Origin of the sequence: Streptomyces albipurpureus (assembly GCF_023701525.1) — a bacterium.
In the GTDB taxonomy this organism is placed as follows: Bacteria; Actinomycetota; Actinomycetes; order Streptomycetales; family Streptomycetaceae; genus Streptomyces; species Streptomyces albipurpureus.
Genome location: NZ_JAMQAW010000026.1, coordinates 103,232 through 128,745 on the forward strand (window position 1 = coordinate 103,232; position 25,514 = coordinate 128,745).

The 25,514-nt window shown below is 68.3% G+C and carries 19 protein-coding genes and 1 pseudogene; 10 read left to right on the plus strand and 10 right to left on the minus strand.

Annotated features, from left to right (window positions below; translation table 11 throughout):
* Positions 1–36: 36 nt before the first annotated feature.
* Positions 37–981, minus strand: coding sequence for a glycerophosphodiester phosphodiesterase (locus NBG84_RS21460; protein WP_250921171.1), 945 nt, complete (start codon positions 979–981; stop codon positions 37–39).
* A 298-nt stretch (positions 982–1,279) separates the two neighbouring features.
* On the opposite strand from NBG84_RS21460, the pseudogene NBG84_RS21465 reads away from it, so the two are divergent.
* Positions 1,280–2,024, plus strand: a pseudogene (locus NBG84_RS21465) (MHYT domain-containing protein); the annotation flags it as partial.
* A 570-nt stretch (positions 2,025–2,594) separates the two neighbouring features.
* On the opposite strand, the gene NBG84_RS40725 reads toward NBG84_RS21465, so the two are convergent.
* Positions 2,595–2,723, minus strand: a complete 129-nt coding sequence (locus tag NBG84_RS40725; RefSeq protein WP_285367286.1) for a hypothetical protein — start codon at positions 2,721–2,723, stop codon at positions 2,595–2,597.
* On the opposite strand from NBG84_RS40725, the gene uvrB reads away from it, so the two are divergent.
* The 4 genes from uvrB (at position 2,722) to NBG84_RS21485 (ending at position 9,624) form a co-directional block, all read left to right on the plus strand.
* Complete coding sequence (gene uvrB, locus NBG84_RS21470) at positions 2,722–4,845, plus strand: excinuclease ABC subunit UvrB (protein ID WP_250921172.1); 2,124 nt, start codon at positions 2,722–2,724, stop codon at positions 4,843–4,845. The genes NBG84_RS40725 and uvrB overlap by 2 nt on opposite strands.
* A gap of 197 nt (positions 4,846–5,042) precedes the next feature.
* The gene (locus NBG84_RS21475; RefSeq protein WP_250921173.1) at positions 5,043–5,627 is read left to right on the plus strand and encodes a TerD family protein; all 585 of its coding nucleotides are present in this window, start codon (positions 5,043–5,045) and stop codon (positions 5,625–5,627) included.
* A gap of 381 nt (positions 5,628–6,008) precedes the next feature.
* Positions 6,009–7,991, plus strand: a complete 1,983-nt coding sequence (locus tag NBG84_RS21480) for a TerD family protein (RefSeq protein ID WP_250921236.1) — start codon at positions 6,009–6,011, stop codon at positions 7,989–7,991.
* A gap of 583 nt (positions 7,992–8,574) precedes the next feature.
* Positions 8,575–9,624: a TerC family protein gene (locus tag NBG84_RS21485; protein ID WP_250921174.1), complete on the plus strand. Its 1,050-nt coding sequence runs from the start codon at positions 8,575–8,577 to the stop codon at positions 9,622–9,624.
* A 101-nt stretch (positions 9,625–9,725) separates the two neighbouring features.
* Here the strand turns inward: NBG84_RS21485 and NBG84_RS21490 are convergent, their stop codons facing one another.
* The 4 genes from NBG84_RS21490 to NBG84_RS21505 all read right to left on the minus strand — a co-directional run bounded on the left by NBG84_RS21490 (position 9,726) and on the right by NBG84_RS21505 (position 13,469).
* Entirely contained in the window at positions 9,726–10,916 is a 1,191-nt protein-coding gene (locus NBG84_RS21490; protein ID WP_250921237.1) for an ABC transporter permease, read from the minus strand.
* An 89-nt stretch (positions 10,917–11,005) separates the two neighbouring features.
* On the minus strand, positions 11,006–11,680 hold the full coding sequence (locus NBG84_RS21495; protein WP_250921175.1) for an ABC transporter ATP-binding protein: 675 nt from the start codon (positions 11,678–11,680) through the stop codon (positions 11,006–11,008).
* On the minus strand, positions 11,677–12,933 hold the full coding sequence (locus NBG84_RS21500) for a peptidoglycan-binding protein (RefSeq protein ID WP_250921176.1): 1,257 nt from the start codon (positions 12,931–12,933) through the stop codon (positions 11,677–11,679). Before NBG84_RS21500 ends, NBG84_RS21495 begins: the two co-directional genes overlap by 4 nt.
* The gene (locus NBG84_RS21505; protein ID WP_250921177.1) at positions 12,930–13,469 is read right to left on the minus strand and encodes a hypothetical protein; all 540 of its coding nucleotides are present in this window, start codon (positions 13,467–13,469) and stop codon (positions 12,930–12,932) included. The genes NBG84_RS21500 and NBG84_RS21505 overlap by 4 nt, the downstream gene beginning before the upstream one ends.
* Positions 13,470–13,808: 339 nt before the next feature.
* Between NBG84_RS21505 and NBG84_RS21510 the strand changes: the two genes are divergently transcribed.
* Both NBG84_RS21510 and NBG84_RS21515 read left to right on the plus strand, forming a co-directional pair.
* Positions 13,809–14,465: a response regulator transcription factor gene (locus tag NBG84_RS21510; RefSeq protein WP_250921178.1), complete on the plus strand. Its 657-nt coding sequence runs from the start codon at positions 13,809–13,811 to the stop codon at positions 14,463–14,465.
* Complete coding sequence (locus NBG84_RS21515; protein WP_250921179.1) at positions 14,462–15,742, plus strand: sensor histidine kinase; 1,281 nt, start codon at positions 14,462–14,464, stop codon at positions 15,740–15,742. Before NBG84_RS21510 ends, NBG84_RS21515 begins: the two co-directional genes overlap by 4 nt.
* Before the next feature lie 44 nt (positions 15,743–15,786).
* Here NBG84_RS21515 and NBG84_RS21520 read toward each other — a convergent pair whose 3' ends face one another.
* On the minus strand, positions 15,787–16,443 hold the full coding sequence (locus tag NBG84_RS21520) for an MBL fold metallo-hydrolase (RefSeq protein ID WP_250921180.1): 657 nt from the start codon (positions 16,441–16,443) through the stop codon (positions 15,787–15,789).
* 10 nt (positions 16,444–16,453) lie between these two features.
* On the minus strand, positions 16,454–17,164 hold the full coding sequence (locus tag NBG84_RS21525; protein ID WP_250921181.1) for a maleylpyruvate isomerase family mycothiol-dependent enzyme: 711 nt from the start codon (positions 17,162–17,164) through the stop codon (positions 16,454–16,456).
* Positions 17,165–17,430: 266 nt separating this feature from the next.
* Between NBG84_RS21525 and uvrA the strand changes: the two genes are divergently transcribed.
* Positions 17,431–20,475, plus strand: a complete 3,045-nt coding sequence (gene uvrA, locus NBG84_RS21530; RefSeq protein ID WP_250921182.1) for an excinuclease ABC subunit UvrA — start codon at positions 17,431–17,433, stop codon at positions 20,473–20,475.
* A gap of 1,559 nt (positions 20,476–22,034) precedes the next feature.
* Here uvrA and NBG84_RS21535 read toward each other — a convergent pair.
* Positions 22,035–22,970: a carbohydrate kinase family protein gene (locus NBG84_RS21535; RefSeq protein ID WP_250921183.1), complete on the minus strand. Its 936-nt coding sequence runs from the start codon at positions 22,968–22,970 to the stop codon at positions 22,035–22,037.
* 170 nt (positions 22,971–23,140) lie between these two features.
* On the opposite strand from NBG84_RS21535, the gene NBG84_RS21540 reads away from it, so the two are divergent.
* Complete coding sequence (locus tag NBG84_RS21540) at positions 23,141–23,572, plus strand: Rieske (2Fe-2S) protein (RefSeq protein ID WP_250921184.1); 432 nt, start codon at positions 23,141–23,143, stop codon at positions 23,570–23,572.
* A gap of 131 nt (positions 23,573–23,703) precedes the next feature.
* Here the strand turns inward: NBG84_RS21540 and NBG84_RS21545 are convergent, their stop codons facing one another.
* Positions 23,704–24,636: a hypothetical protein gene (locus NBG84_RS21545; RefSeq protein ID WP_250921185.1), complete on the minus strand. Its 933-nt coding sequence runs from the start codon at positions 24,634–24,636 to the stop codon at positions 23,704–23,706.
* Between the two features lie 255 nt (positions 24,637–24,891).
* On the opposite strand from NBG84_RS21545, the gene NBG84_RS21550 reads away from it, so the two are divergent.
* Positions 24,892–25,509 carry a papain-like cysteine protease family protein gene (locus NBG84_RS21550; protein ID WP_250921186.1) on the plus strand — a complete coding sequence of 206 codons (618 nt, stop codon included), beginning with the start codon at positions 24,892–24,894 and terminating at the stop codon, positions 25,507–25,509.
* Positions 25,510–25,514 lie beyond the last annotated feature (5 nt).

Genomic DNA, 25,514 nt, shown 5'->3' on the forward strand with positions numbered 1-25,514 from the left:
GACCTCGCGGATCAGCCGCCGATCGCGCCCGCGGCCCTAGCCCACCGCGTCACGCACGACATCGGGCCGGTCGGTGATGATGCCGTCCACGCCGAACTCGCTCATGCGCACCGCCGTCGCCGCGTCGTTCACGGTCCAGGTGTTGACCCTCAGACGCTTGCCGTGTGCGCCCTTGAGACGGTGTACGGCGGCCACATAGTCGGCCGTGATCGAGGAGGCCGCCGGATTGATCTGGTCGGTGAACGACGCGTACGCGGGCAGATCGGCGACCGGCGGGGTGCCGAGGAAGCCGGTGATGACGTCCGGCCGTTGGCGATGCACGGCCCGCACACTGTCAGCGCTGAAGTTCTGCATGACCAACCTGCCCTTGATGTGCGAACGGTCGAGCCAGCCCTCCTGGCGGAGCACATCGAGGGTCTCCTTCTCGATGGCCGGATAGAGCTCGGGCCGCTTGATCTCCAGCAGCAGCTTCTGGTCGTTGCGGTCGACCCGGTTCAGATACTGCCTGAGGGTCGGCACCCGAAGACCGGCCCACTCCTTGCCGAACCAGCTACCGGCGTCCAGGGTGGCGATTTCGGCGGCGGAGAAGTCCCGCACCCGCCAGGGGGCGCGCTCGGGAAAGCGCTGCTCGACATCCGTGGTCCTGGCCAGGGTCTCGTCATGGACGACGATGAGTGCGCCGTCCCGGGTGCGCTGGACGTCGTTCTCGACCCAGGTGAAGCCCATGTCATCGGCGAGGTCAACGGCCGCGAGGGTGTTCTCGGGCGCGTAGGCGGATGCGCCCCGATGGGCGATCACCTGCGGCTCACCCTGCCGTTCTGCGGTCGGTGCGGTCGGTGCGGTCGGTGCGGTCGGTGCGGTCGGTGCGGTCGGTGCGGTCGGTGCGGAGGGTTGCTCTGCCTGGGCCACCGGGCCGGACGCGAGTGCCGCGCCGACGGTGAGCAGGACGACGGCGGTCGCGGTGAGGGGACGTGCGGACACCTTGGCTCCTGACGTTGTACGGGCAGGCGGACGGGCGGGTTCGTACCGCCCCACTGACCCATACATGCCAACGCGGAGTAACGCAGCTCAGTGCGGCTCGGTCTGCGCCTCGGTGGAAAGCGCATAAATCACTACAGGTAGCACCATCGTGGGGTCTTCACAGGGGTAAATGTCGTCCTAAATGTTTGTCAGATGGAGTGCCGGGCATAGGGTCGCCCCCTGAAAAGACGTTCCACCAGCGGTCAGGGGCCACCGCCAGGAGTTCGCCTAGACCACATGGAGCGAAGGACGCAACAACATGCAGGGAACTCTCGACGGCTTTAGTTATGGCCTTGTCACTCCAGTGGCGGCCTTCTTGATGGCCTGCCTCGGCTCAGCGCTGGGACTGCGCTGTACGACCAGGTCGGTGCGTGGCGAGGGGTCGTTCAAACCGGGCTGGCTGGTCCTGGGGGCGACCTCGATCGGTTCCGGCATCTGGACGATGCACTTCATCGCCATGATGGGCTTCAGCGTTTCCGAGACCCCCGTCAACTACGACCGGGCCACCACCTTCGCCAGTCTCGTTGTCGCCATCGTGATGGTCGGCATCGGTATCTTCATCGTCGGATACCGCGGCGCGACCGTGATGTCGCTGCTCACCGGTGGCACGATCACCGGCCTTGGCGTGGCCTGTATGCACTATCTCGGTATGGCCGGGATGCGTATGCAGGGAGACATCCTCTACAGCACGCCCATCGTCGTACTCTCCGTGGTGATCGCCGTCGTCGCCGCCACCGCCGCCCTCTGGGCAGCGGTCTCGGTCCACGGGTTCATGGCGAGCCTCGGCGCCAGCATGGTGATGGGCGTCGCCGTCACCGGGATGCACTACACGGGAATGGCCGCGGTCAGCGTCCATCTGCACGGGGCGACGGGCAGCGCGGGCACCGGTGACTCGGCCGCCACCCTGCTGGCCCCCATGCTGCTCGGCCCGACCGTCTTCCTGCTGCTCGCCGGCGTGGTGGTGATGTTCGATCCGCAGCTGGTGATGGGGGAGCCCGACTGGAAGACATCGGGCCAGAAGGATTCCGGCAAGTCAGGAAGCGCGCCAGAGCGCGTCAACCCGTCCCTGTTCGGGCAGGCGCCCGACGCCTGGCGGGCCACCGGTGTCCAGCCCGGAGGGCGCGCGGCCGTGGATTCCCAGGCGGCTCAGTGGCCGTCGCTCGCGCCTATCGAATCCGCGGGGCGATCGGAAACGGCTGGGGGACCGACGCGGGGAGTTGCTGGGGAACCGGATGGGAAATCGACGCAGACGGCGCCCTGGCCGCCGTCGTCACGGCCCGCCCGGGGCGACGACTGGCCGACCCCTCAAGCCGCTCCATCGGCAGGCTGGGGGGCCGGGGGGCCTGCCCAGGCCATGGACCAGTCGACCTTCGGTCCCGCCAGCACCAGCCCACCGACGCCGCCCGCCAGCCCCCAGGCGTCCCGCCCCAGCCCGCAGAACCAGGGAGCGCCCTCCGCGCCGCGGGCCGAGGACCGATCGCCCTCCTTGGCGACGCCGTCCTTCGAGCCGGAGACTCCCTGGCTCCCAACCGCCCGGCAGGATGAGTCGCCCCACACCGGGGCCTGGTAGCCCGCTATCCGCGCTCATCGGTGCTGACCAGCACTGATGCGACCTCGCCGACCGCCCGGGCCGCGCCCTCACCGGGCGGCTCGGCGGCCGGATCGGACCCGGTTGTCAGTGCGGGGTCGTACGGTGGATTCATGCGGCCCGTTTCCAAGATCGAACGTTCGGTGGCACCTTTCGAGGTCGTCAGTCCCTTCCAGCCCAGTGGCGACCAGCCCGCGGCCATCGCGGACCTGGAGCGCCGTGTTCGCGCTGGCGAGCAGGACGTCGTCCTGCTCGGTGCGACCGGCACCGGTAAGTCGGCGACCACCGCCTGGATGATCGAGAAGCTCCAGCGGCCGACCCTGGTGATGGCCCCGAACAAGACCCTGGCCGCCCAGCTGGCGAACGAGTTCCGCGAGCTGCTCCCCAACAACGCGGTCGAGTACTTCGTCTCGTACTACGACTACTACCAGCCCGAGGCCTACGTCCCGCAGTCGGACACCTACATCGAAAAGGACTCCTCGATCAACGAGGAGGTCGAGCGGCTGCGCCACTCGGCGACCAACTCGCTGCTGACCCGGCGCGATGTGATCGTGGTCGCTTCCGTCTCCTGCATCTACGGCCTCGGTACGCCGCAGGAGTACGTCGACCGGATGGTGCCGCTCAAGGTCGGCGATGAGATCGACCGGGAACAGCTACTGCGCCGATTCGTCGAGATCCAGTACACGCGCAACGACGTCGCCTTCGCCCGTGGCACCTTCCGGGTCCGGGGCGACACCATCGAGATCTTCCCGGTCTACGAAGAGCTCGCGGTGCGGATCGAGATGTTCGGCGATGAGATCGAGGCCCTCTCCACACTCCATCCGCTGACCGGCGAGATCATCAGCGAGGACCAGTCGCTCTATGTGTTCCCCGCCAGCCACTATGTCGCGGGCCCCGAACGACTGGAGAAGGCGGTCAACGGCATCGAGAAGGAGCTGGAGCAGCGGCTGGCCGACCTCGACAAGCAGGGGAAGCTCCTGGAGTCCCAGCGACTGCGGATGCGCACCACCTACGACATCGAAATGATGCGCCAGATCGGTTCCTGTTCCGGCATCGAGAACTATTCGATGCACTTCGACGGCCGTGACACCGGCTCTCCCCCCAACACCCTCCTCGACTACTTCCCCGAGGACTTCCTCCTGGTCATCGATGAATCCCATGTCACCGTCCCGCAGATCGGCGCGATGTACGAGGGTGACGCGTCCCGCAAGCGGACCCTCGTCGACCACGGATTCCGGTTGCCTTCGGCGCTCGACAACCGGCCGCTGAAGTGGGAGGAGTTCACCAAGCGGATCGGGCAGACCGTCTATCTGTCGGCCACTCCGGGCACCTATGAGCTCTCTCGCGGCGACGGCTTTGTGGAACAGATCATTCGACCGACCGGTCTGATCGACCCGGAGGTCGTCGTCAAACCCACCGAGGGGCAGATCGACGACCTGGTACATGAGATCCGACTGCGCACCGAGCGCAACGAACGCGTGCTGGTCACCACCCTCACCAAGAAGATGGCCGAGGACCTCACCGACTACTTCCTTGAGCTGGGCATCCAGGTCCGCTATCTCCACAGTGACGTCGACACCCTGCGCCGGGTCGAGCTGCTCCGCGAGCTACGGGCCGGCGAGTACGACGTCCTGGTCGGCATCAACCTGCTCCGGGAGGGCCTCGACCTTCCCGAAGTCTCCCTGGTGGCGATCCTCGACGCGGACAAGGAAGGCTTCCTGCGCTCCGGCACATCGCTGATCCAGACCATCGGCCGCGCGGCGCGCAATGTCTCCGGGCAGGTCCATATGTACGCGGACAAGATCACTGCCGCGATGGAGAAGGCCATCGACGAGACCAACCGCCGCCGCGAGAAGCAGGTCGCCTACAACACCGAGCGGGGGATCGACCCCCAACCGCTCCGAAAGAAGATCAACGACATCGTCGCCACCATCGCGCGCGAGGAAGTCGACACGGAGGAACTGCTCGGCACTGATTACCGCAAGCCGAAGACGGCATCCGGCAAGGGCGCCAAGGCCCCGGTCCCGGCGCTCGGAGGCAAGGGCAAGGCCGCGGGCAAGGGCGCCAAGCCCACCGACCGACCCGGCGCTGAACTCACCGGGATCATCGAGGAGATGACCGAGCGGATGCGGGCAGCCGCCGCCGACCTCCAGTTCGAGGTGGCCGCTCGGCTCCGGGACGAGGTCAGCGAACTGAAGAAGGAACTGCGTCAGATGAAGGAGGCGGGCGTCGCCTGAGAGGCGCGCCAGCTGGGGCGCGGGGGAGCGTTGAGCCTGCCGTAGTGGATGGTCCTTGGGCCGCGCACCAGGTGTGTTGCAAGAACGACACAAAAGCTGGCCAATTGTGCCGCACCGTTGATGTGACTGCGTAGGGTGCTGGACAGCCACCCGTATGGGCGGCTGCACATCGACAAACAGGAAGAAGGGGACAGCGCGTGACGGTCAACATGACCAAGGGTCAGGCCATCAGCCTGCAGAAGAGCGACGGGGGCACCCTCACGGCTGTGCGGATGGGGCTGGGCTGGCAGGCGGCGGCTCGCCGCGGTCTCTTCGGCTCGCGCACCAAGGAGATCGACCTGGACGCGTCGGCTGTGTTGTTCGCCGACAAGCAGCCGGTGGATGTGGTCTTCTTCCGCCACCTCGTCAGCGACGACGGCTCGGTCAAGCACACCGGTGACAACCTCGTCGGGGGCGCTGGTTCGGGCGGCGACGACGAGGCGATCCTGGTGGACCTCCAGAGGGTGCCGGTCCACATCGACCAGATCGTCTTCACGGTGAACTCGTTTGGTGGCCAGACGTTCCAGGAAGTGCAGAACGCCTTCTGCCGCCTCGTCGACGAGACGAACGGCCAGGAGCTCGCGCGCTACACGCTCGATGGGGGCGGCAACTACACCGCCCAGATCATGGCGAAGGTGCACCGGGTCAAGGGCACCGACGGCTGGCAGATGACCGCCCTCGGCAACCCGGCCAACGGCAAGACCTTCGAGTACCTGATGCCCTCGATCCTGCCGCACCTCTAAGGCAGACCCGTAGGGCTTCGTCAGCCGTGTACGGCCGGACCGGCAGCTCCCGGAGGCATCAGCCACCGGGAGCTGCCCGCTTGACGGCCCACCCGCGTACGGCACAGCGGTACGCGCGCCCACGTGTGAGACCGCACCCCGGTGCCGACCGAGTTTCCGCAGTGATCCGCGAGCGGTAGCGTCACCCGAACGACGGCACGGCACCAGAACGACGGCACACCGGAACGACAGCAGCGGCAGCGCCCAAGAAGTTGATCAGCAGCCGTGGCGGCGCTCAGGGAACCGATCGGCACCCCGCAGTACACACCCACCCAAACGCCGCGTAGTAGTCCGATGACCGCGCGGAACCAACCACCGCAGAGCACCGAGGGGACAAAGGCGATGACGGCCGAGTTGGTCCGGGGGCAGAACCATTCACTGCCCGAAACCCGCCTGGAGATCCGGGTGTCGGCCGGACACCCGGTGCTGGCCTGTGCCACCTGTTCGGATGAGCAGGGGAACGTACGGGACACGGCGATCGCCCACCCCGGTGCGCCGGAACTCCCCGGAGTCGAGCTGTCGCGCGGCACCACCGACGCGCCCCGGTTCGCGGTTGATCTGGATGCCGTGCCCACTGCCGTGCATCAGGTGAGTGTGCTCCTCGCCCTCCCCGAAGGCACCGGCGGACCCGGGCACTTCGGTGCCACGGCCGCCCCCTTCCTCGCGCTGGTCGGACCGGACGGCACCGAGGTGGTCAGTTTCACCATCACCGGGCTGGAGGCTGAGACAGCGCTCGTCGCCGTCGAGCTGTACCGCCGGCAGGGAGCCTGGAAGGTACGCGCGGTGGGCCAGGGGTACGCGGGCGGTCTCGCCCAGCTCCTCGGTGATCAGGGACTCGCGCGGCCACGGGAGAAGGCCGCCGAGGTCCAGGCGACCGCCGCCCAGCGCTCCCAGCGCACCGAGCCCGCCCAACTGCGCACCACCGCCTCCAGCGACGGCGGCTATCCCCTCGCGCCACCGCCCCCGCCGCCGCCCGTCCAGCAGCCACCCGCGGGAGGTGACCCCACCATCCCGCAGGGACTCTCGGCTGCCGCGGCCACACCCGGCGGCGGCTCTGCGGGCCCCCAGCACAACGCTGCCCAGGACCCTGCGGACGGGCCGGGCGGCCCCATCGACTACGCCCATCCCCGGCGTCGCTCAGCTCCGCCCCCGCCGCCTCCGGCAGCACCGGCCGCCGAGCCGGGGCAGCCCAACCGTCCGGTTGCCGGAGACGCCACCGGTTGGTCCATGGAAGAGCGGCTCTACAACCAGATCTGGGGCATGTTCGAGGACCTCGCCCGCTCTGTCGCCGCCTATCGCAGCGCCGCGGAATTCGCCGAGTCCCGGATGGATCGGGAGCTTGACCAGGCACTGTCCGATCCGCGTAGCCGTATCGGTGGCGCGGGGGACGCCGCCAGGGCGGCCGCCCGTGCCAAGTGCGAGCAGCTGACCGCACAGGCCCGCAAGGCTCTCGACCGCGACCTCGCCCAGCTCACCGCCGAGTCCGAGGTCGTCGAGCCCGCTCTACCGCCGGCCTTCGCCCGCTGGGACAACCCCGTGTGGCACGCCTACCGGGTCCCCATGGACAACCCCATGGCGCTGCGGCTCGGCGACCTCCAGCTACCCGAGACACCGGAACTGCGCATCCCGTTCCTGGTCAGGCTGCCCCTGGAACGCGGGCTGTGGGTGGATAGCGGGCGCGGCGGCTCGGAAGCCGCGTTGATGCTGGACGAAGCGCAGCTGAAGCGGCTGGCCATGGACTGCGCCGTCACCCATGCCGCCCGTCTGCTGGCGGTCTATCCACCTGGTGAGTTCACCGTCCACGCCATCGACCCCGCGGGCACCGCCGCCACCTCGCTGGCCCCGCTGGTCGAGTCGGGAGTTCTCGCGGGCCCTCCGGCGGCGGGCGCCGTGGGCGTGAGTGAGACCCTCGCGAAACTCACCCAGCGGGTGGATCTGGTCACCATGGCCGTGCGCGGTGGGGCTCCGGACGCGCTGCCACCGGATCTCGACACCGCCGAGCAGTTGCTGATCGTCAATGACTTCCCGCACGGTTTCGACGACCGGGCCGTCACCCAGCTGCGCTATCTCGCCGATGAGGGTCCCTCCGTGGGCGTGCATCTGATGATGGTCGCCGACCGCGAGGACGCCAGCGCCTATGGGCCGGTGCTCGACCCGCTGTGGCGTTCGCTGCTGCGGATCACGCCCGTCCCGGATGACCATCTGGCCGATCCCTGGGTGCGCCACGCATGGACCTACCAGCCGCTCGCGGTGCCGTCCGGCAGCGCGGTGCTGCGTCAGGTCCTTGAGCAGGTCGCCGTAGCCCGGCGCTCCTGGGGGCGCTGAGGCCGCGCCCTCGCGGCACTGTGCGGCACTGTGCGGCGCCGTGCGTCGTTTGTAGGATCCGGATCGGGGCACTGGAAGGTGCACACCCGGGCGGGCCGTCGGCAGGGCTCTCCCGAGTGGGTCCAGGGCCGAGGTCCTGGATGTCGCCGCTGTTGGCAGGCATCGGACCTGCCTCGAAGGGACCACAGCCGAAGGGGGATGGTCCCCCTCCTGGCAGCGGGGCCACCGGAGTCGGTCATGGTTCTCCGCGGGTCCGGGGACCGGGGCGCAGCGGGTGGTCGGGCAGCGCCGAATGGCGGTGGTGGAGAGGTGGACGGCATGGGTCGACGGCATGGCGGTGTTGACCAGGATCAAAGCCCTGAACTGGGCATTTGAACCTCCCTTTACCTAACTCTTTACCTTTCCTTGGGGGCTCCTGTACGCTCCAGTGAGCGGAGGGGAGTATTCCCGACTGCGACGTACCCGTCAGTACGGACCACCATTGGTCCCGGGGCGTCGGCCTGAGCGGCTAGGACCGCTCGGGTGGAAGAGACCTCCGGCAGCGACGACGCTGATCAAGTAGCCGTACGACGCCGGAGGCGCAGTGGACGTTTCATTCAGCGTGTGGGCATTGACCATTCTCGGTCTGTCCGCACTCATCGCGGTCGACTTCTTCATCGGGCGCAAGCCCCATGATGTGTCGATCAAGGAAGCCGGAATCTGGACGATCGTCTGGGTCGCCCTGGCTGTCCTGTTCGGCATCGGCCTGGCGATGTTCGGTACCGGCCAGGCGTCCGGAGAGTTCTTCGCCGGCTTTATCACCGAGAAATCCCTCAGCGTCGACAATCTCTTCGTCTTCGTTCTGATCATGGCGAAGTTCTCGGTGCCCTCCCACCTCCAGCAGCGGGTGCTGCTCGTCGGTGTGCTGATCGCCCTGGTTCTGCGGGCCATCTTCATCGCCGCGGGCGCCGCCATCATCGCCAGCTTCTCGTGGGTCTTCTACATCTTCGGCGCGTTCCTCATCTACACGGCCTGGAAGCTCATCCAGGAAGCCCGTTCCGGTGAGGAGGAGGACGACTTCGAGGAGAACCGCCTCCTGAAGTCGGTCGAGAAGAAGTTCGGCGTCGCGGACCGCTACCACGGCACCAAGCTCTTCATCCAGAACAACGGCAAGCGTGTGATGACCCCGCTGATGGTGGTCATGCTCGCCATCGGTATGACGGACATCCTCTTCGCGCTGGACTCCATCCCGGCGATCTTCGGCCTGACCCAGGACCCGTACATCGTCTTCACGGCCAACGCATTCGCCCTGATGGGTCTGCGCCAGCTGTACTTCCTCATCGGCGGACTGCTGCGGAAGCTGGTCCACCTCAGCTACGGCCTGTCGGTGATCCTCGGCTTCATCGGCGTCAAGCTGGTGCTTCACGCACTCCACGAGAACGGGGTGCACGTTCCCGAGATCTCGATTCCGTTCTCGCTGACCGTGATCTGCGGTGTGCTGATCATCACCACGATCACCAGCCTGATCGCCTCCAAGCGGCAGGCCGATCGGGAAGCCGCCGAGGCCGTTGCGTCCGGCGAGAGCGACAAGCCCGCCGAGCCCGGCACGTCGTCCGGCCCCAAGGGCGACGACAAGGACAGCATCCAGGCCTAACGGCCGACGGACAGCGGGGGCGGACGGCACAGTGCCGTCCGCCCCCGCTGTCGTTCCCTACCGTCTCCGTCCTACCGCGAGGCGGGAAGCCCCGCGGTAGCTCACGGAGCCGCCAGCGCCTCCGTGGGGGAGAGCCGGGAGGCCCGTACCGCCGGATAGAGCCCCGCCAGCGCACCGATGGCCAAGGTGGCGCCGATCCCGCCGAAGATCGCCCAGGTGGGCACTACCGCCGGCCAGCCCTGATAGACCGCGTAGCCGGCCGTCACCCCCGATCCCAGTACCGCCCCGCCCAATCCGCCCAGGGCCGAGAGCAGTAGGGATTCGGCCAGGAACTGCGTACGGATCTGTCCTCGGGTCGCTCCCAGCGAGCGCCGCAGCCCGATCTCCGACCGCCGCTCCAGCACCGAGATGACCATGGTGTTGGCCACCCCGACGCCACCGACGAGCAGGGCCACCGCACCGAGCCCGAGCAGCAGCCCGGTGAAGGCCCTTCCCGCGGCCTGTTCCGCAGCCAGCGCGTCCGACGGGCGAGAAACCTCCGCCTCATTGGGAGCCTCGGGGTGGGCACTGGCCCCCAGCACATCGCGCACGTCCTGGACCGCGGACTTCTCGGCCCGGGTGAAGACGGTGGTCGGGTGTCCGTCGAAGTCCAGCTCCGACTGCGCCACCTGCCATCCCACCAGCGCCGCCGAGTCGAGCTCCGGCGCGAGCGCGGCCGGCTGCAGAACGCCCACCACGGTGAACCACTCGCCGCCCACCAGCACCCGGGTATCCGGTCCTATCCGACCGATGCCCAGCTGTTGGGCAGCCGATGCGCCCAGGACCGTCGCCGGGTAGGTGCTGGTGGCGCCGTTCAACCAGGTGCCGCTGCGGAGCTTCGCCGCGACCGTGGTGCGTAGATCGGTACGTACGGCGAACACTTCCAGACCACCCGTCTCCACCTCGGGGATCTTGTCGCTGCGGTACACCTTCGCCCCCGCGACCGAACCGATCGAGGAAACGGATTCCACCGGACCGATCCGGGTGACCATGGCCTCCGCGTCCAGCGGGAGCTTGGCGTCGTCCCCGGTCATCGTGGAGCCCGGCGAGACGGTCAGCAGATTGGTGCCCAAGGTGGCCAGCGTGCGATCGAGCTCGGCCCGCGACGAGGACGAGATGCCGACCACCGCGACCATGGAAGCGATTCCGATGGCGATGCCGAGCGCCGACAGGAAGGCCCGAAGGGGCCTGGTTCGCAACCCCACCGCGCCGACCTTGACGACATCGCGCGGCCTGAGCCGGGCGGGCCGCAGCGCACTGGAGGATGATTCGCGGGCACTGGCGCGCCCCGGAACCGCCGTGTCACCGGGCGGTGGCAGTACGTTGTCGGGCGCCGGTGAGATCACTGGGTCACCCCTGCCGCGTGCTCGGCGATCCGACCGTCCAGCATCCGTATCTGTCGAGGCAGCGATCCGGCGATCTCCCGGTCATGGGTGATGATCACTACCGTGGTGCCGCTGGTGTTCAACTCGCGCAGCAGCCGCATCACCCCTTCCCCTGATACCGAGTCCAGCGCGCCGGTCGGCTCATCCGCCAGCAGCAGCGGGGGCTCGCCCGCCACCGCCCGGGCGATGGCCACCCGCTGGCGCTCTCCACCGGACAGCTCATGCGGCTCGTGATCCATGCGTGGGCCCAGACCGACGCGTTCCAGGGCGATGGCGGCGCGACGGCGCCGTTCGGCATGGCGCAGCCCGCAGTACAGAAGCCCGTCGGCGACATTGTCCAGTGCCGTGGTGCCGGCAGCGAGGTGGAAGTGTTGGAAGACGAACCCGATCCGGCTTGCCCGGAGCGCTGAGAGCTGCCGGTCGGAGAGCGCACCCACATCGTGTCCATCGATGTGCACCTGGCCGGAGCTGGGCCGATCCAGCGTCCCCAACACATGCAGCATGGTCGACTTGCCCGACCCCGACGGCCCCACGATCGCGAGGAGTTCACCACGGTCGATCTCCAGCGAGACCCCGTCGAGCGCGGCCACCGGGCCGGGGTAGACCTTGCTCACACCCCGCAACGAGATCACTTCGCCATCCCCACGGTCGTGCCCTCGGCGATGCCCCCTCCGGAGATCTCCACCCTGCCGTCCGCGAACAGCCCGGTGGTGACCGCGGCATAGGAGGAGGTGCCGTCCTTGACGACCTCCACACCGAAACCGCCCTCGGCCAGTGCCAGCAGCGCGGAGACGGGCACGGTCAGCACGTCCTTGCGGGTCTGGGCCACGAAGTCCACGTTCACCGAGGCCAGAGCGTAGGCGTCCGCGGCCTTCTGAGCCTTCCTGTCGGTGAGCGCCACCACCAGCTCGATCTTGGTCGACGCCTCCTCCTGCCCGGTGGCCGGCTCGATGACGGTCGAGACCTCTTCGATCCTGCCCTTCACCACCGACTCATCGGGCAGTGTCACGGTGACCGTGCTGCCCTCCTTGGCCAGACGCTGCTCGGCGACTTCCAGCTCCACCGTGACGGCCTTCTCCAGCCCGGTGTACGAGAGGACCTTGCCGCCCTGGCCTATCTGACCGCTCACCTCGGCCTCCTGGCCATCGATCCGTACCTTGCCGGGTGCGAACACCACCCGCCCCAGGTCAACGGTCCCGGTCTCCTCAAGGCCGATGTCCTCCTGCCACTCCTTCACCGCGTCGGCGGTCGCGTCGGTGAACTCCTCGTCCACGGTGAATCCGGTGTAGCCGAGTGCGGAGAGATTCCGCTCCAACTGCTGGACATCAGGGCCCTCAACGCCGTCCTTGAGCGCGCGGTAGGCCGGAACTGAGCCGTACAGCAAGATCACTGGGCGATTGTCCACCTCATACAGCGCCTTGCCCCGGGCGATCCGGTCACCGGTCTCGGGCATTGCGGTGATCGTGCCGGGCAGCCGTCCGAACGCGGTGACCGACTGCCCGTAGCCGAGGATTCCATCCGCGCGGTGCACATCCGCCAGGGACTGCCTGGTCACCCTGGTGGTGTTCGGCGGTAGTCCACTGGAGCCCGCGCCATCCGAGGCACCGCTCTCCCCGCTGAACCCGATCGCCGCCGCGGCGACGGCGCCGCCCGCGGTCAGAGCGGCGAGAGCGACCAGAACCGCGCGACGGCGCCTTCTACGACGGCGTGAACCGGTCGCGCGCGAACCACCCGTATCCTCCGCGCCCGGCAGGGGTGCTCCTACGGTCCCTGAGGAGTACTCCCGGACAGACGTCGACGCCTCTTCCGTCGGCGTACGGTTCAACGGTTCTTCGACGGCCGTCTCTCCCACCGCGGGGGGATGTCCCGTGGCCTCGTTCTTCACTGGTCCTTCCCCTCGACCCGCTTGCGCTCGGCGGCCAGGTGGCTCTGGCACTTCCCCTCGGCCGTCTTGAAGTCGGGGTCGTCCTGGATCGACTTGTTCATCTGCAGACCGCCACCCGGCTTCGGGTCCGGAAACTCCGCCACCCCGTTCTCCCTCATGCACTTGGCGTACTTCTGCATCGCCGCCACGGCCTTCGGGTCCGCCTTGCGACCGCCCGCCCCACCCTGCGGCTGGTAGTCGCGGCACTTCTCCATGGCCTTGTCCATCACGGCCTTGGAGCCCTTCTTCCTGGCCTTGACGACGAATCGCTGACCGTCCTTCGGGTCCTCCATGTCCACCCCGTTCTGCCTCATGCACTTGGCGAACTTCATCGCTCTGTCCCGTTCGCTCATGCTCGGCTCGGCGTCCGGCCTGTCCTTGCCGGAGCTCTGGGCGGTCGCCACCTTGTCCCCGCCGTCGTCGGATGAACATCCGGTCAGCGCCAGGGCCAGCGCGAACGGCAACACCGCCAGCGCGGTACGAGTGCGTGATCGCATCGCTCGTCTCCTCATCGGGGCCAGGGCGATCCGGAGACATTCCGGCCGCCGAGTCAGATGCAACGCCCCGCCCTGTTTCCTCGCCGTTTCTGAGGGCCGACCCATCAGGGCCCAACGCCGGGGAAGCGGCCTGGACCCGCGCCCTTCGCAACGAACCCGGTAGCCAACCCGGTTGCCCGGGAGCCGCAAGCCGCCCAAGGGCGCGCACAGACCGCCGCGCCGGGCCTAACAGCGAGGAAACGCGCCAGCCGCCACCATGGGCATCCGCGCCTTCGCCCGCCCGGTTGACCTACCGGGCCGCCGAAGTCGCACGGTGGACCAGGGGAAGGAAGCCGGAAGATGCGCGTGCTGGTGGTCGAGGACGAACCCATGCTCGCCGACGCGATCGCCGAGTGGCTGCGCGAGGAGGCCCACGCCGTCGATGTGGCATTCGACGGCGCCGCAGCCTTGGAGCGCGCCGACATCAATGACTACGACGTGATCGTCCTCGACCGGGACCTGCCCGCCGTGCACGGCGACGACGTCTGCCGCACGCTGGTCAACTCCGGGACGGTCGCCAGGGTGCTGATGCTGACCGCAGCGGCCGATGTCGCCGACCGGGTCAACGGCCTCGGACTCGGCGCCGACGACTACCTCACCAAACCGTTCGCCTTTCCCGAACTCTCCGCCCGGGTCCACGCACTCGGCCGCCGCTCCCGACCCGCGGTCCCGCCCGTACTGCGCAGAGCGGGCATCAGCCTGGACCCGGCCCGCCGCGAGGTGTTCCGAGACGGACGCTATGTGCCACTGTCCCGCAAGGAGTTCGCCGTACTCGCCGAACTGCTGCGCGCTGACGGGACCGTGGTCTCGGCCGAGCAACTCCTGGAGAAGGCCTGGGATGAGAACGCCGACCCCTTCACCGGGGCCGTACGGCTCGCCGTGCTCAAGCTCCGCCGCAAGCTCGGTGGACCGCCCATCGTCGAAACGGTCACCGGAGCGGGGTACCGCATTCCATGAACACCTCCCCGACCAAGCCCCACCGGCCCCGCCCGAAACGCCCACGGCTCCCGCGCCGGATGCCCCTGCGCACTCGACTGACCCTGATTTACGGAGGGCTCTTCATGGTCGCCGGGGTGGTGGTGCTGGCGACGGTCTACGTCTTCTTCAACCAGCAGCTCAACCGAAGCGATACCAAGATCGTCCAACGCTCGATCAATGGGACCGCCTCGGCACCGAGCCTCGCTCCCACCGCCGCGCCCTCGCTGAAGACACCCCCGAGCACCTCCCTGGACCGGAACGGGAATCCGGTCCAGGGAGAGGTGCCCGGTGTCTGGCTCAAACAGCAGCGGGAGGTGATCCAGGATGCAGCGGCCACCTCGCTGCTCACCCAGGGGGGCATTGTGCTCCTGGTGGTCGGCGGCACCGCGGCCGTGTTCGGCTGGATGGTGGCGGGCCGGGTGCTCGCCCCACTGCTCAGGGTCACGGAGACCGCGCGGCGGATCGCGGCCGCTCCGGCCGCCGGGCGCGGACTGCATGAGCGCATCGCGCTCAAGGGTCCCGATGACGAGGTGAAGGACCTGGCCGACACCTTTGACACGATGGTCGAGCGGCTCGACCGGTCCTTCGACGGGCAGCGACGCTTCGTCGCCAACGCCTCCCATGAGCTGCGGACCCCGCTCACCCTGGGACGGGCGCTGGTGGAGGTCGCCATGCACCGCAGATCGGCGTCGGACGACGTCAAGCAACTGGGCGAGAACCTGCTGGAGATCAACAGCAGACATGAACGGCTCATCAGCGGGCTGCTGCTGCTCGCGGACTCGGAGAACGAGATCACCGACCGGCTCCCCGTGGATCTGGCCGACATCGTCACCCATGTCGTCTCGCAGATCGGCCCGGAGGCACAGCGGGCCGGGATCAGTGTGCAGGAGACCGCGGAGGAGGCCCTGACGACGGGGGATGCCCTGCTGCTGGAACGACTGGTGCACAACCTGGTGGAGAACGGCATCCGCCACAACGCCGCCGGCGGAGGCTCCTTGCAGATCATCAGCCGCACCCGCGCCGACGGTATCGCCGAGATCGAGGTCTCCAACACCGGGCCCACCGTGCCCCCGTACGACATTCCCAGCCTCTTCGAACCGTTCCGCAGGCTCGGCAAGGACCGGCTGGTCAGCTCCAAGGGCGCCGGGCTCGGCCTATCGATCGTACGAGCCGTCGCGCGCGCCCACGGCGGTACGGTCGAGGCCAGTCCCCGTGCGGGCGGTGGGCTGGTGGTGACCGCGACCCTGCCGCCCTGAGGCGCGGGCGGGGCAGGTTTGGACGGGGACGGGCGGTGGGCAGATCACCAGCCGCGTTCGCGCCACTCCGGTAGATGGGGGCGTTCCGCACCCAAGCTGGTGTCCTTGCCGTGCCCCGGGTAGATCCAGGTCTCATCCGGCAGTGGTGCGAAGAGCTTTGTCTCCACGTCATGGAGAAGGCTGGCGAACGCCTCGGGGTCCTTGCGGGTGTTGCCGAGCCCGCCGGGGAAGAGGCAGTCACCGGCGAACACATGGGGGTGCCCCTGGGGATCGTCGAAGATCAGGGCGATCGACCCGGGTGTGTGCCCCACCAGACGGCGTGCGGTCAGTTCCACCTGACCCACCCTGATCACATCCAGATCCTCGACCAGCACATCCGTGGGGACCGGGATGCCCTCGGCGTCGTACGTTCCGGCATGGGTACGCGCTCCGGTGGCCGCCACGACCTCGGAGAGCGCCTGCCAGTGGTCACCATGCCGGTGGGTGGTGACAACGGAGGCGATCGAGTCGGTGCCGATCAGTTGGAGCAGGGTTTCGGGGTCGTTGGCCGCGTCGATGAGCAACTGTTCGCCGGTGGCACGACAGCGCAACAGATAGCAGTTGTTGTCCATCGGACCGACCGCGACCTTGGAGATCATCAGACCGGTCAGCTCATGCACATCCGCGGGACCGCCGACCTTCACCACACCGCTGTACGTCATGGTGGGCAGCCTATAGCGGGGGCAGTGCGGGCAACCCGGCGCCGGCGGTGTTGGTGTGTACGGTCAGTTCCGCGAGCTCAGCACCGGCGCGACGACCGGCGAGCCAGCCCAGCAGTACGGGGGAGGGCCCGCCGACGGTCACCGGTTCACCCGCCGTGCCACCCGTGGACCACTCGCTGCCGTCATCGGCCGAGACGACTCGGACCGGCGGGATGTCGGGGTGGCCGGAAAAGCGCTCGGTGAGGAAGGCGATCTCCCGTGCGGTGAACTCCGCGGGCAGCTTCTCCAGCTCGTAGCCGATGTCCAGGTCGACATGGTGGAGCTCGACCTCGACGAGCCGGCGGAACGGCACCCGGGAAGCCGAGTCGGTGACCCCGTTGCGTAGGGCGACCCTGCGGTTCCAGTCCGCCGGGAGGGCGCCCACGGCCCGGACGCGGGCAGCGCTGTCCCGGAGGTCCGCGAGCTGGTCGGCGAGGGGCCGGGGGGCGTCCCGCGCGATGTCCCGGTCCCTGGCTTCGGCGCTTTCGTACATCGGACGGCCTTCGAGAACATTTACCAGCGCGTCGGCGTTACGGGAGAGGTGGGCGAGCACATGGCCCCGACTCCAGCCGGGAAGCCGTGACGGTTCGAGCAGGTGTGCGTTGTTCAGTGAGCTGACCTCACTGAGCAGTCGCTCGGTGGCATCGTGCAGGGCGGCCAGGTCACGCAAGGGGTCGATCATGGGATCGACGATAGTCCCACCACTCGATCGGGTGAAGGTGACTTTCGGCGGCCGTAAATCGAATGTACGTGCTATAGCCTGAGGCAAGGCATCCTTGGTTGTCAGGCTTCCCTCTCTCCGGCGGTTCGCCGCGTTAGTCGGCGGTCCGCTTACCCTGGAAGGCTGGAGTGATCCGGCTCCGGGGGCAGCCACCCTCACTTCCCTTGTCCTCCCGCGATCCTCAGGACCTCCCAAGATCGATCCAACTAGAAAGGTGCGGACCCGGCGTGGCCGACCGTCTCATCGTCCGTGGCGCTCGCGAGCACAATCTCAAGAACGTCTCGCTTGACCTCCCCCGCGACTCCCTCATCGTGTTCACGGGGCTATCCGGGTCGGGCAAGTCCTCGCTTGCCTTCGACACGATCTTCGCCGAGGGCCAGCGCCGCTATGTGGAGTCCCTGTCGTCGTACGCCCGCCAGTTCCTGGGGCAGATGGACAAGCCCGACGTCGACTTCATCGAGGGCCTCTCTCCGGCCGTCTCCATCGATCAGAAGTCGACCTCCCGCAACCCCCGCTCCACGGTGGGCACGATCACCGAGGTCTACGACTACCTTCGGCTGCTCTTCGCGCGGATCGGCAAGCCGCACTGTCCCGAGTGCGGTCGACCGATCTCGCGCCAGTCGCCGCAGGCCATCGTCGACCGGGTGCTGGAGCTGCCCGAAGGCAGCCGCTTCCAGGTGCTCTCCCCGCTGGTGCGCGAGCGCAAGGGGGAGTTCGTCGACCTCTTCGCCGATCTCCAGACCAAGGGATACAGCCGCGCTCGCGTTGATGGGCAGACCATCCAGCTCGCCGAGCCGCCGACGCTGAAGAAGCAGGAGAAGCACACCATCGAGGTGGTCATCGACCGTCTCACCGTCAAGGACAGCGCCAAGCGGCGGCTGACCGACTCCGTGGAGACCGCTCTCGGGCTCGCCGGCGGCATGGTGGTGCTCGACTTCGTCGATCTTCCCGAGGACGACCCCGAGCGTGAGCGGATGTACTCGGAGCACCTCTACTGCTCCTACGACGACCTCTCGTTCGAGGAGCTGGAGCCCCGCTCCTTCTCCTTCAACTCTCCCTTCGGCGCCTGCCCCGACTGCACCGGTATCGGCACCCGTATGGAGGTCGACCCCGAGCTGATCATCCCCGACGAGGAGAAGTCCCTCGATGAGGGGGCGATCCACCCCTGGTCCCACGGCCACACCAAGGAGTATTTCGGCCGGCTGATCGGTGGGCTCTCCCAGGCACTCGGATTCTCCACCGACATGCCTTGGCGCGGGCTGCCCCAGCGCGCCAAGAAGGCCCTGCTGCACGGGCACAAGACCCAGGTCGAGGTCCGCTACCGCAATCGGTACGGGCGGGAGCGGGCCTACACCACACCCGCGTTCGAAGGCGCCGTCCAGTTTGTGCGCAGGCGGCACCAGGAGGCCGAGAGCGACTCCAGCAGGGAGCGCTTCGAGGGCTATATGCGGGAGGTGCCCTGCCCGACCTGCCAGGGCACCCGACTGAAGCCGATCGTCCTCGCGGTCACGGTGATGGAGAAGTCGATCGCCGATGTCGCCGCGATGTCGATCAGCGACTGTGCCGACTTCCTCGGCCGACTGAAGCTGAACGCCCGCGACAAGAAGATCGCTGAGCGGGTGCTCAAGGAGGTCAATGAGCGACTGCGCTTCCTGGTCGACGTCGGACTGGACTACCTCTCGCTGAACCGGGCCGCCGGCACCCTCTCAGGTGGTGAGGCCCAGCGCATCCGGCTGGCCACCCAGATCGGCTCGGGACTCGTCGGGGTGCTCTATGTGCTCGACGAGCCCTCCATCGGTCTGCACCAGCGGGACAACCATCGGCTGATCGAGACCCTGGTCCGCCTCCGTGACATGGGCAACACCCTGATCGTCGTCGAGCACGACGAGGACACCATCAAGGTGGCCGACTGGGTCGTCGACATCGGCCCGGGCGCCGGTGAGCACGGCGGCAAGGTGGTGCACTCCGGGCCGCTCAAGGGCCTGCTGGCCAACAAGGAGTCGATGACCGGGCAGTACCTCTCGGGGAAGCGATCCATCCCCACCCCCGAGATCCGTAGACCCTCGGACCCCACCCGCCAGCTCACCGTGCACGGCGCGCGGGAGAACAACCTCCAGGACATCGACGTCTCGTTCCCGCTCGGTGTGCTCACCGCGGTCACCGGAGTCTCCGGGTCCGGTAAGTCGACGCTGGTCAACGACATCCTCTATACCCATTTGGCACGCGAGCTCAACGGCGCGAAGTCGGTGCCCGGCCGGCACACCCGGGTCGACGGCGATGATCTGGTCGACAAGGTCGTCCATGTGGACCAGTCGCCCATCGGCCGTACGCCCCGCTCCAACCCGGCGACCTACACCGGTGTCTTCGACCATGTCCGAAGGCTCTTCGCGGAGACGATGGAAGCCAAGGTCCGCGGGTATCTCCCCGGCCGGTTCTCCTTCAACGTCAAGGGCGGCCGCTGCGAGAACTGCTCCGGTGACGGCACGATCAAGATCGAGATGAACTTCCTGCCGGATGTCTATGTGCCGTGCGAGGTCTGCCACGGTGCTCGCTACAACCGGGAGACCCTGGAAGTCCACTACAAGGGCAAGTCCATCGCCGAGGTTCTGGACATGCCCATCGAGGAGGCCTTGAGCTTCTTCGAGGCCGTGCCGACCATCGCTCGTCATCTGAAGACGCTGAACGAGGTGGGTCTTGGCTATGTCCGGCTTGGACAGTCCGCCCCGACGCTCTCCGGCGGCGAGGCCCAGCGGGTCAAGCTGGCCTCGGAGCTTCAGAAGCGTTCCACGGGCAGCACCGTCTATGTGCTGGACGAGCCCACGACCGGACTGCACTTCGAGGACATCAGCAAGCTGATCACCGTGCTCTCCGGCCTTGTCGACAAGGGCAACACGGTCATCGTCATCGAGCACAACCTCGATGTGATCAAGACCGCCGACTGGGTCCTGGACATGGGCCCCGAGGGTGGCAACGGAGGCGGCCTGGTGGTCGCGGAAGGGACCCCAGAGGAGGTGGCCGGAGTTTCGACCAGCCACACCGGGAAGTTCCTGCGCGACATCCTGGACGCCGAGAAGGTCAGCGACGCGCTACCGCAGATCCGATCCGGCGGGCGAAAGCCGGCTGCCAAGTCCACCCCCAGGAAGACACCCGTCAAGGCCGTGGCCACCAAGGCGACCATTGCCAAGAAGGCTGTTGCCAAGAAGACGGTGGCCAAGGCAACCACCACCCGGGCAGCCGCACAGAAGACGACTGCCCGCGCCCGCAAGGCCTGACCGGCATCCCACCAGGCCTGAGCCGGCCCTACCGGCGGATTCACCTCCACCGGTAGGGCCGGCTCTCCACTCCCTCGCGCCCCAGCACGGGCCTGCCCGCACCTTCGCCCTTCGCCAGCCCCCTTCCCCAGTGGCTACCCCATAGCCACGCACCCGCCCCGGTCTCCCACCCAAGAACAAGATCCCCGGGGCCAGGGTGACCGGGCTCGGGCACGGGCCGCACGGCTGCCCCCGTTCCTGGCTTTCATGGCTTCCTCGGCTCTTGGCGACGGTTGCCTCTGGGCAGGCCCCGGGTTGGGGCGTGGGGCCGCACGGTTGTCCTCATTCCCCGATTCCCCGACTCTCGCAGACGGGCCCCTTGGGGTGGGGCGGCCCGGCTTGGACATGAGCCGCGCAGTCGTTCCTTTCCCGGCATCAGGCGCCAGGACCCTCGGGCGAGGTGGCGCCGGGCTTGTGCGTCGGCGCGCGGCGGCAGTCCCCTGGTTCCTCCACAGGGCGGGGGCCTGGTGGCAGGGGATGCGAGTCTCGGCGTGGGGCGCGCGCAGGGGGTGTCCCCTGGTTCGTCCACAGGACAGGTACCTGGGTGCCAAGGGAGGCGAGCATCGGCTGTCGGCGCGCAGAGGCTGTCCTCTGGTTCCTCCGAGGGGCAGCTGCCCAGGTGGGGAGGGGATGCGAGTCTCGGCGTGGGCACGCGCAGGGGCTGTCCCCTGGTTCCTCCACAGGACAGGACCCTGAGGGCAGGGGATGCAGGTGTCGGATGGGGGCGCGCAGGGGGTGTCCCCGGAAGCGATCGACGGCAAGACCCGCATGCCGGATCAAAGTGGCTTCGGGCCGTCGACGCTGAGGAGTCACCCCCGATAGCACCCCCCAACCCCCACCAAGACAAGCTCCTAGCCCGGACACCCCAAGGCCCCCGCACCAACAGCCCCCAGCAAAAAGAAAGCCCCCGCTAGGCCCCACCCCAGCCCGTCCGGCGTTTGAGGGCGGAACCCTTCACCCCAGGTGGGGATATCTGCCGTGGGTTCGGTGAGCCGGGGTGCTCAAGGCTTTCGGGGCAGGCAGCCTCTGCCGGAACGAGCGCCTCGCCTGGGGCCGACTTCAGCCGGTCCGGCGTTTGAGGGCGGAACCCTTCACCTCAGGTGGGGATATCTGCCGTGGGTTCGGTGAGCCGGGGTGCTCAAGGCTTTCGGGGCAGGCAGCCTCTGCCGGAACGAGCGTCTCGCCTGGGGCCGACTTCAGCCGGTCCGGCGTTTGAGGGCGGAACCCTTTACCTCAGGTGGGGATATCTGCCGTGGGTTCGGTGAGCCCGGGTGCTCAAGGCTTCCGGGCACAGGCAGCCTCTGCCGGAACGAGCGCCTCGCCTGGGGCCGACTTCAGCCGGTCCGGCGTTTGAGGACGGAACCCTCCACCCCAGGTGAGCACAGCAAAGACGGCGGCCGCCCAGCCCAAGGCCCGAGCACAGGCCCCCCAGGGGACCCCAGTGCAAGGCCCAAGGCCCAAGGCCCGAGCACAGGCCCCCCGCCCAGGGGACCCCCAGTGCAAGAGCCCAACCCAAAAAACTACCCCAACTCCCTCCCATAGGGCGGCTCCGCTCCCGTGCGGGAGCAAGTCACCGCCGCCGCCCGAGCGGCATAGTCCAGGACCCCACGCCAGTCGTCCGCTCCGAGCCTCCCCAGTGCCTCAGGTGCCAGCGCACCACGCGCGGCCAGAGCGTGGAGCAGAGCCGCGTTCACCGTGTCGCCGGCTCCGATGGTGTCCACGACGTCGACCGGAACGGCCGGCACCGAGACCTCCACTCCCTCCCGGGTCCGCACGCTCAAACCCGCCGCGCCCCGGGTCAGCACCACGGCCAGCGGCCCCTGGGGCACACCTCCCAACCAGCGGGCATCGTCCTCCGACAGCTTCAGCACCGACACCTGGGGCAGCCATCCGGCGAATCGTCTGCGATAGGCGTCCGGGTCGGGGATCAGGCCGGGCCGCACATTGGGGTCGAGCAGGGTGAGGAGCCCGCGCCCTGCCTCCCGCCGCAGTAGTGCCTCATAGGCGCTCGCCCCTGGCTCCAGGACCAGTGAGCAGGTACCGAAGGCCACCGCGCGCACCCCGTCGGGCAGCGGTGGAGGCAGCTCGAAGAGACGGTCGGCGGTGCCTTCGGCGTAGAAGCCGTATCCCGCCGAACCATCCGCCCCGAGCGTGGCCACGGCGAGTGTCGTGGGCTCGGGGCCGCGTACGACCAGGGAGGTGTCCACACCGGCAGCGCGTACTCCGGCGAGTAGCGCATCCCCGAAGCGATCCGTCGAGATCCGGGAGCAGAAGATCGCCCGTGCCCCAAGACGGCCGAGTGCCACGGCGGTGTTGTAGGGCCCGCCGCCGAGACGGGGCAGCAGCGTCGGCAACCCCCCGCCCCCGGGCGGGGGGCTCTCACCCCCAGGCGGGCGCCCTTCGCCCCCCGGCTGCGGGACCAGGTCGATCAGGGACTCTCCGGCGACGACGATCACCGACCGAACGTAACCCATGGCTCAGTGGCCGCGGAGGGAGCCCGCTCAACGGTCGACACCTCGCCGTCGGTATTGTCGGCTCTGTCGCTACGGCCGGATCGCCGACCCGGTCCACCGCGAGACACCCGCCCCATGCGCCATGCCCCCATGCTTTGACCAGTGGAGTTCTCATGCCCGGCCACTCCCCAGCCGCCCGCCGCACCGTGCTGAAAGGCGCTGCCCTCGCAGGGGCCGCCGGTCTGGGGGCCGCCGCCTGTTCCACCGAGTCGAAGCTCGGGCATGCGAAGGACCCCGTGCCGACCGAGGCCGTGGATCTGGGCGCGGCTGACGCGGTCCCCGTCGGCGGGGCGAAGCTCTACCGTGAGCAGCGTCTCCTGGTGAGCTGTCCGGCGGAGGGGCAGTACAAGGCGTTCAGCGCCCAGTGCACCCACGCGGGATGTGTGCTCGACAAGATCGTGGCCAACGAGGGCAACTGTCCGTGCCATGGCAGCCGGTTCGATGTCACCACCGGCAAGGCACTTCAGGGGCCGGCCACCGTGCCGCTCCCCGAGGTCCAGATCAAGGCCGAGAACGGCAATCTCATCGCCGGCCCCGACGCCTGATCACCGGGACGGGCGGGAGCGCACCCCGTGCCCCCGCGAACGGGTGCCCCTCGGCGCGCTGCGCGCGAAGAGCCTCGCCCCTGGGCCTGGGGTGAGGGATGCCGATCCGACCACGGAGACTCGGCGGAGACTCAGTCCCAATCCCAGTCGATCCCCAGTATCCCCGGCCGTACCCCCTGCTCCACCAGATGGACCGTACGGTGTCGACCGCTGAGTGTGAGATCCGTTCGCGCCCCTCGTGGCGCACCCGTGGTGGCCTGGGCGAATCGACGGCAGCGCACCGGTAGGGCGCCGTCGTCGAAGGCCAGCTGGAGCACATACTGCCCGCCCGCGTAGGTGAAACCCCGTACGTACTCGCCGCTCGCGCCACCCGTACCGTCCTCGAAGCCGTAGCTGAAGAGATAGGTGTCGCTCGCACGTAGCCGGGCGTCGAAGAGCAGTTCGGCGATGACCACCCCGGTCTCCGCTTCCCAGCGGACCCGTCCCATACGGCAGTTCTCCAGCGCGCTCACCCGCACCCGCGCCGGATCACAACCCGGGTCCCCGTGGTGAATGGCGAGATAGCGGTCAATGCCGTCGCGGTGCGCCCGTACGACATGTTGGGATTCACGGGCCACGAGTTCCCGGTGGGCACCGATCCGTACCCGTTCGTGGTGGCCGACCGTATGGAGTCCGCCGTCGGTGGGCGCTTCCAGATCGGCCAGCAGCCGTTCGACGGTGTCAGAGACCTCCAGGAGCGAGCGGTAGGAGCGGGCCGCGGGGCGCTCGACATCGGAGCGGCCGCTGTTCTCGCCGACGTCAAGCAGCCGGATCAGGGAGCTCCCTGGCAGTTCGAGTATCTCCTCCAAGGCCCGAACTGCCCTGAGGGACTCGGGTCGTTGGGGTCGCCGTGCCCCCTGCTGCCAGTAGCTGAGGCTGGTCACGCCGACTTTGACGCCGCGGTGCGCTAGATGGTGCTGGACGCGGTGCAGCGGCAGGCCGCGCACCGCGAGTGCGGCCCGTAGCGCGAGGTGGAACGGGCCGGTGTGTAGCACCTGAGCCAGATCGGCCTCGGTATGACCCATGTGCGCCTCCTGGCATGTGCGTGTTGTGTGCACGGAGACCAGTGAACGTTCACGACCGGAGTGCGTCCGGTGGGCGGACGATCACCGCTGTCCTGGTGGGGCGGGATGGACGCATTCACACCCCGGCCGTTGTGTTCACAGCTCCATGTCCACCGCATTGAAGCGTGTTGACCTGCTCGCGACAAGGATTGATGCTCAAACAGCAGCGTCCGGACGCGCTCCTCCACCCCTCACCATCCCTCAGGGAGGACCGCGATGCGCAGTACCAGGAGACGACTTGCCGCGATGGCGGCAGTTCTCGCCGCCCTTGTCACCCTTCCCCTGTCGTCGGCTGTCGCCGCAGCTCCAGCGCCGGCATCCACCGACGACAGCCGTACGGTCCAGGCGGCACTGGCCGCCAAGCGACTCAACATCACCATGCAGGCACAGCTCAAGACCAACTGGTGCTGGGCCGCCGCCGGCAACACGATCGCCACCTTCTACGGCCGCAACTACTCGCAGAACCAGTTCTGCAACGCGGCCTTCAACCGCTCGCAGAACAGCGAGTGCCCCAACAACCAGGCCACGCTCGGCAATGTGCAGACCGGGCTGCGCTGGGCGGGCATCTCACCCGGCTCCTACGTCAACGGCTGGCTGAACTACTCCACGGTCCAGACCGAAGTCAATGCCAACCGTCCGATCGAGACCCGTATCCAGTGGTCCAGCGGTGGCGGCCATATGCATGTGATCTACGGCTACGACACCGCCAACAGCTGGGTCTACTGGGGCGATCCATGGCCCTCGGCCGGACGCTACAACTGGGCCTCCCACGCCTGGTACATCAACAACAGCAGCCACTCCTGGACCCACTCGCTCTACCGGATCGGGGCGTGAGCGCG

Excerpts from the sequence above, each read along its gene's own strand:
- uvrB (WP_250921172.1), top strand. The coding sequence starts at position 2,722 with ATGCGGCCCGTTTCCAAGATCGAACGTTCGGTGGCACCTTTCGAGGTC.
- NBG84_RS40725 (WP_285367286.1), bottom strand. The coding sequence starts at position 2,723 with ATGAATCCACCGTACGACCCCGCACTGACAACCGGGTCCGATCCGGCC.
- NBG84_RS21480 (WP_250921236.1), top strand. The coding sequence starts at position 6,009 with ATGACGGCCGAGTTGGTCCGGGGGCAGAACCATTCACTGCCCGAAACC.
- NBG84_RS21505 (WP_250921177.1), bottom strand. The coding sequence starts at position 13,469 with ATGCGATCACGCACTCGTACCGCGCTGGCGGTGTTGCCGTTCGCGCTG.
- NBG84_RS21510 (WP_250921178.1), top strand. The coding sequence starts at position 13,809 with ATGCGCGTGCTGGTGGTCGAGGACGAACCCATGCTCGCCGACGCGATC.
- NBG84_RS21515 (WP_250921179.1), top strand. The coding sequence starts at position 14,462 with ATGAACACCTCCCCGACCAAGCCCCACCGGCCCCGCCCGAAACGCCCA.
- NBG84_RS21520 (WP_250921180.1), bottom strand. The coding sequence starts at position 16,443 with ATGACGTACAGCGGTGTGGTGAAGGTCGGCGGTCCCGCGGATGTGCAT.
- NBG84_RS21525 (WP_250921181.1), bottom strand. The coding sequence starts at position 17,164 with ATGATCGACCCCTTGCGTGACCTGGCCGCCCTGCACGATGCCACCGAG.
- NBG84_RS21540 (WP_250921184.1), top strand. The coding sequence starts at position 23,141 with ATGCCCGGCCACTCCCCAGCCGCCCGCCGCACCGTGCTGAAAGGCGCT.
- NBG84_RS21545 (WP_250921185.1), bottom strand. The coding sequence starts at position 24,636 with ATGGGTCATACCGAGGCCGATCTGGCTCAGGTGCTACACACCGGCCCG.
- NBG84_RS21550 (WP_250921186.1), top strand. The coding sequence starts at position 24,892 with ATGCGCAGTACCAGGAGACGACTTGCCGCGATGGCGGCAGTTCTCGCC.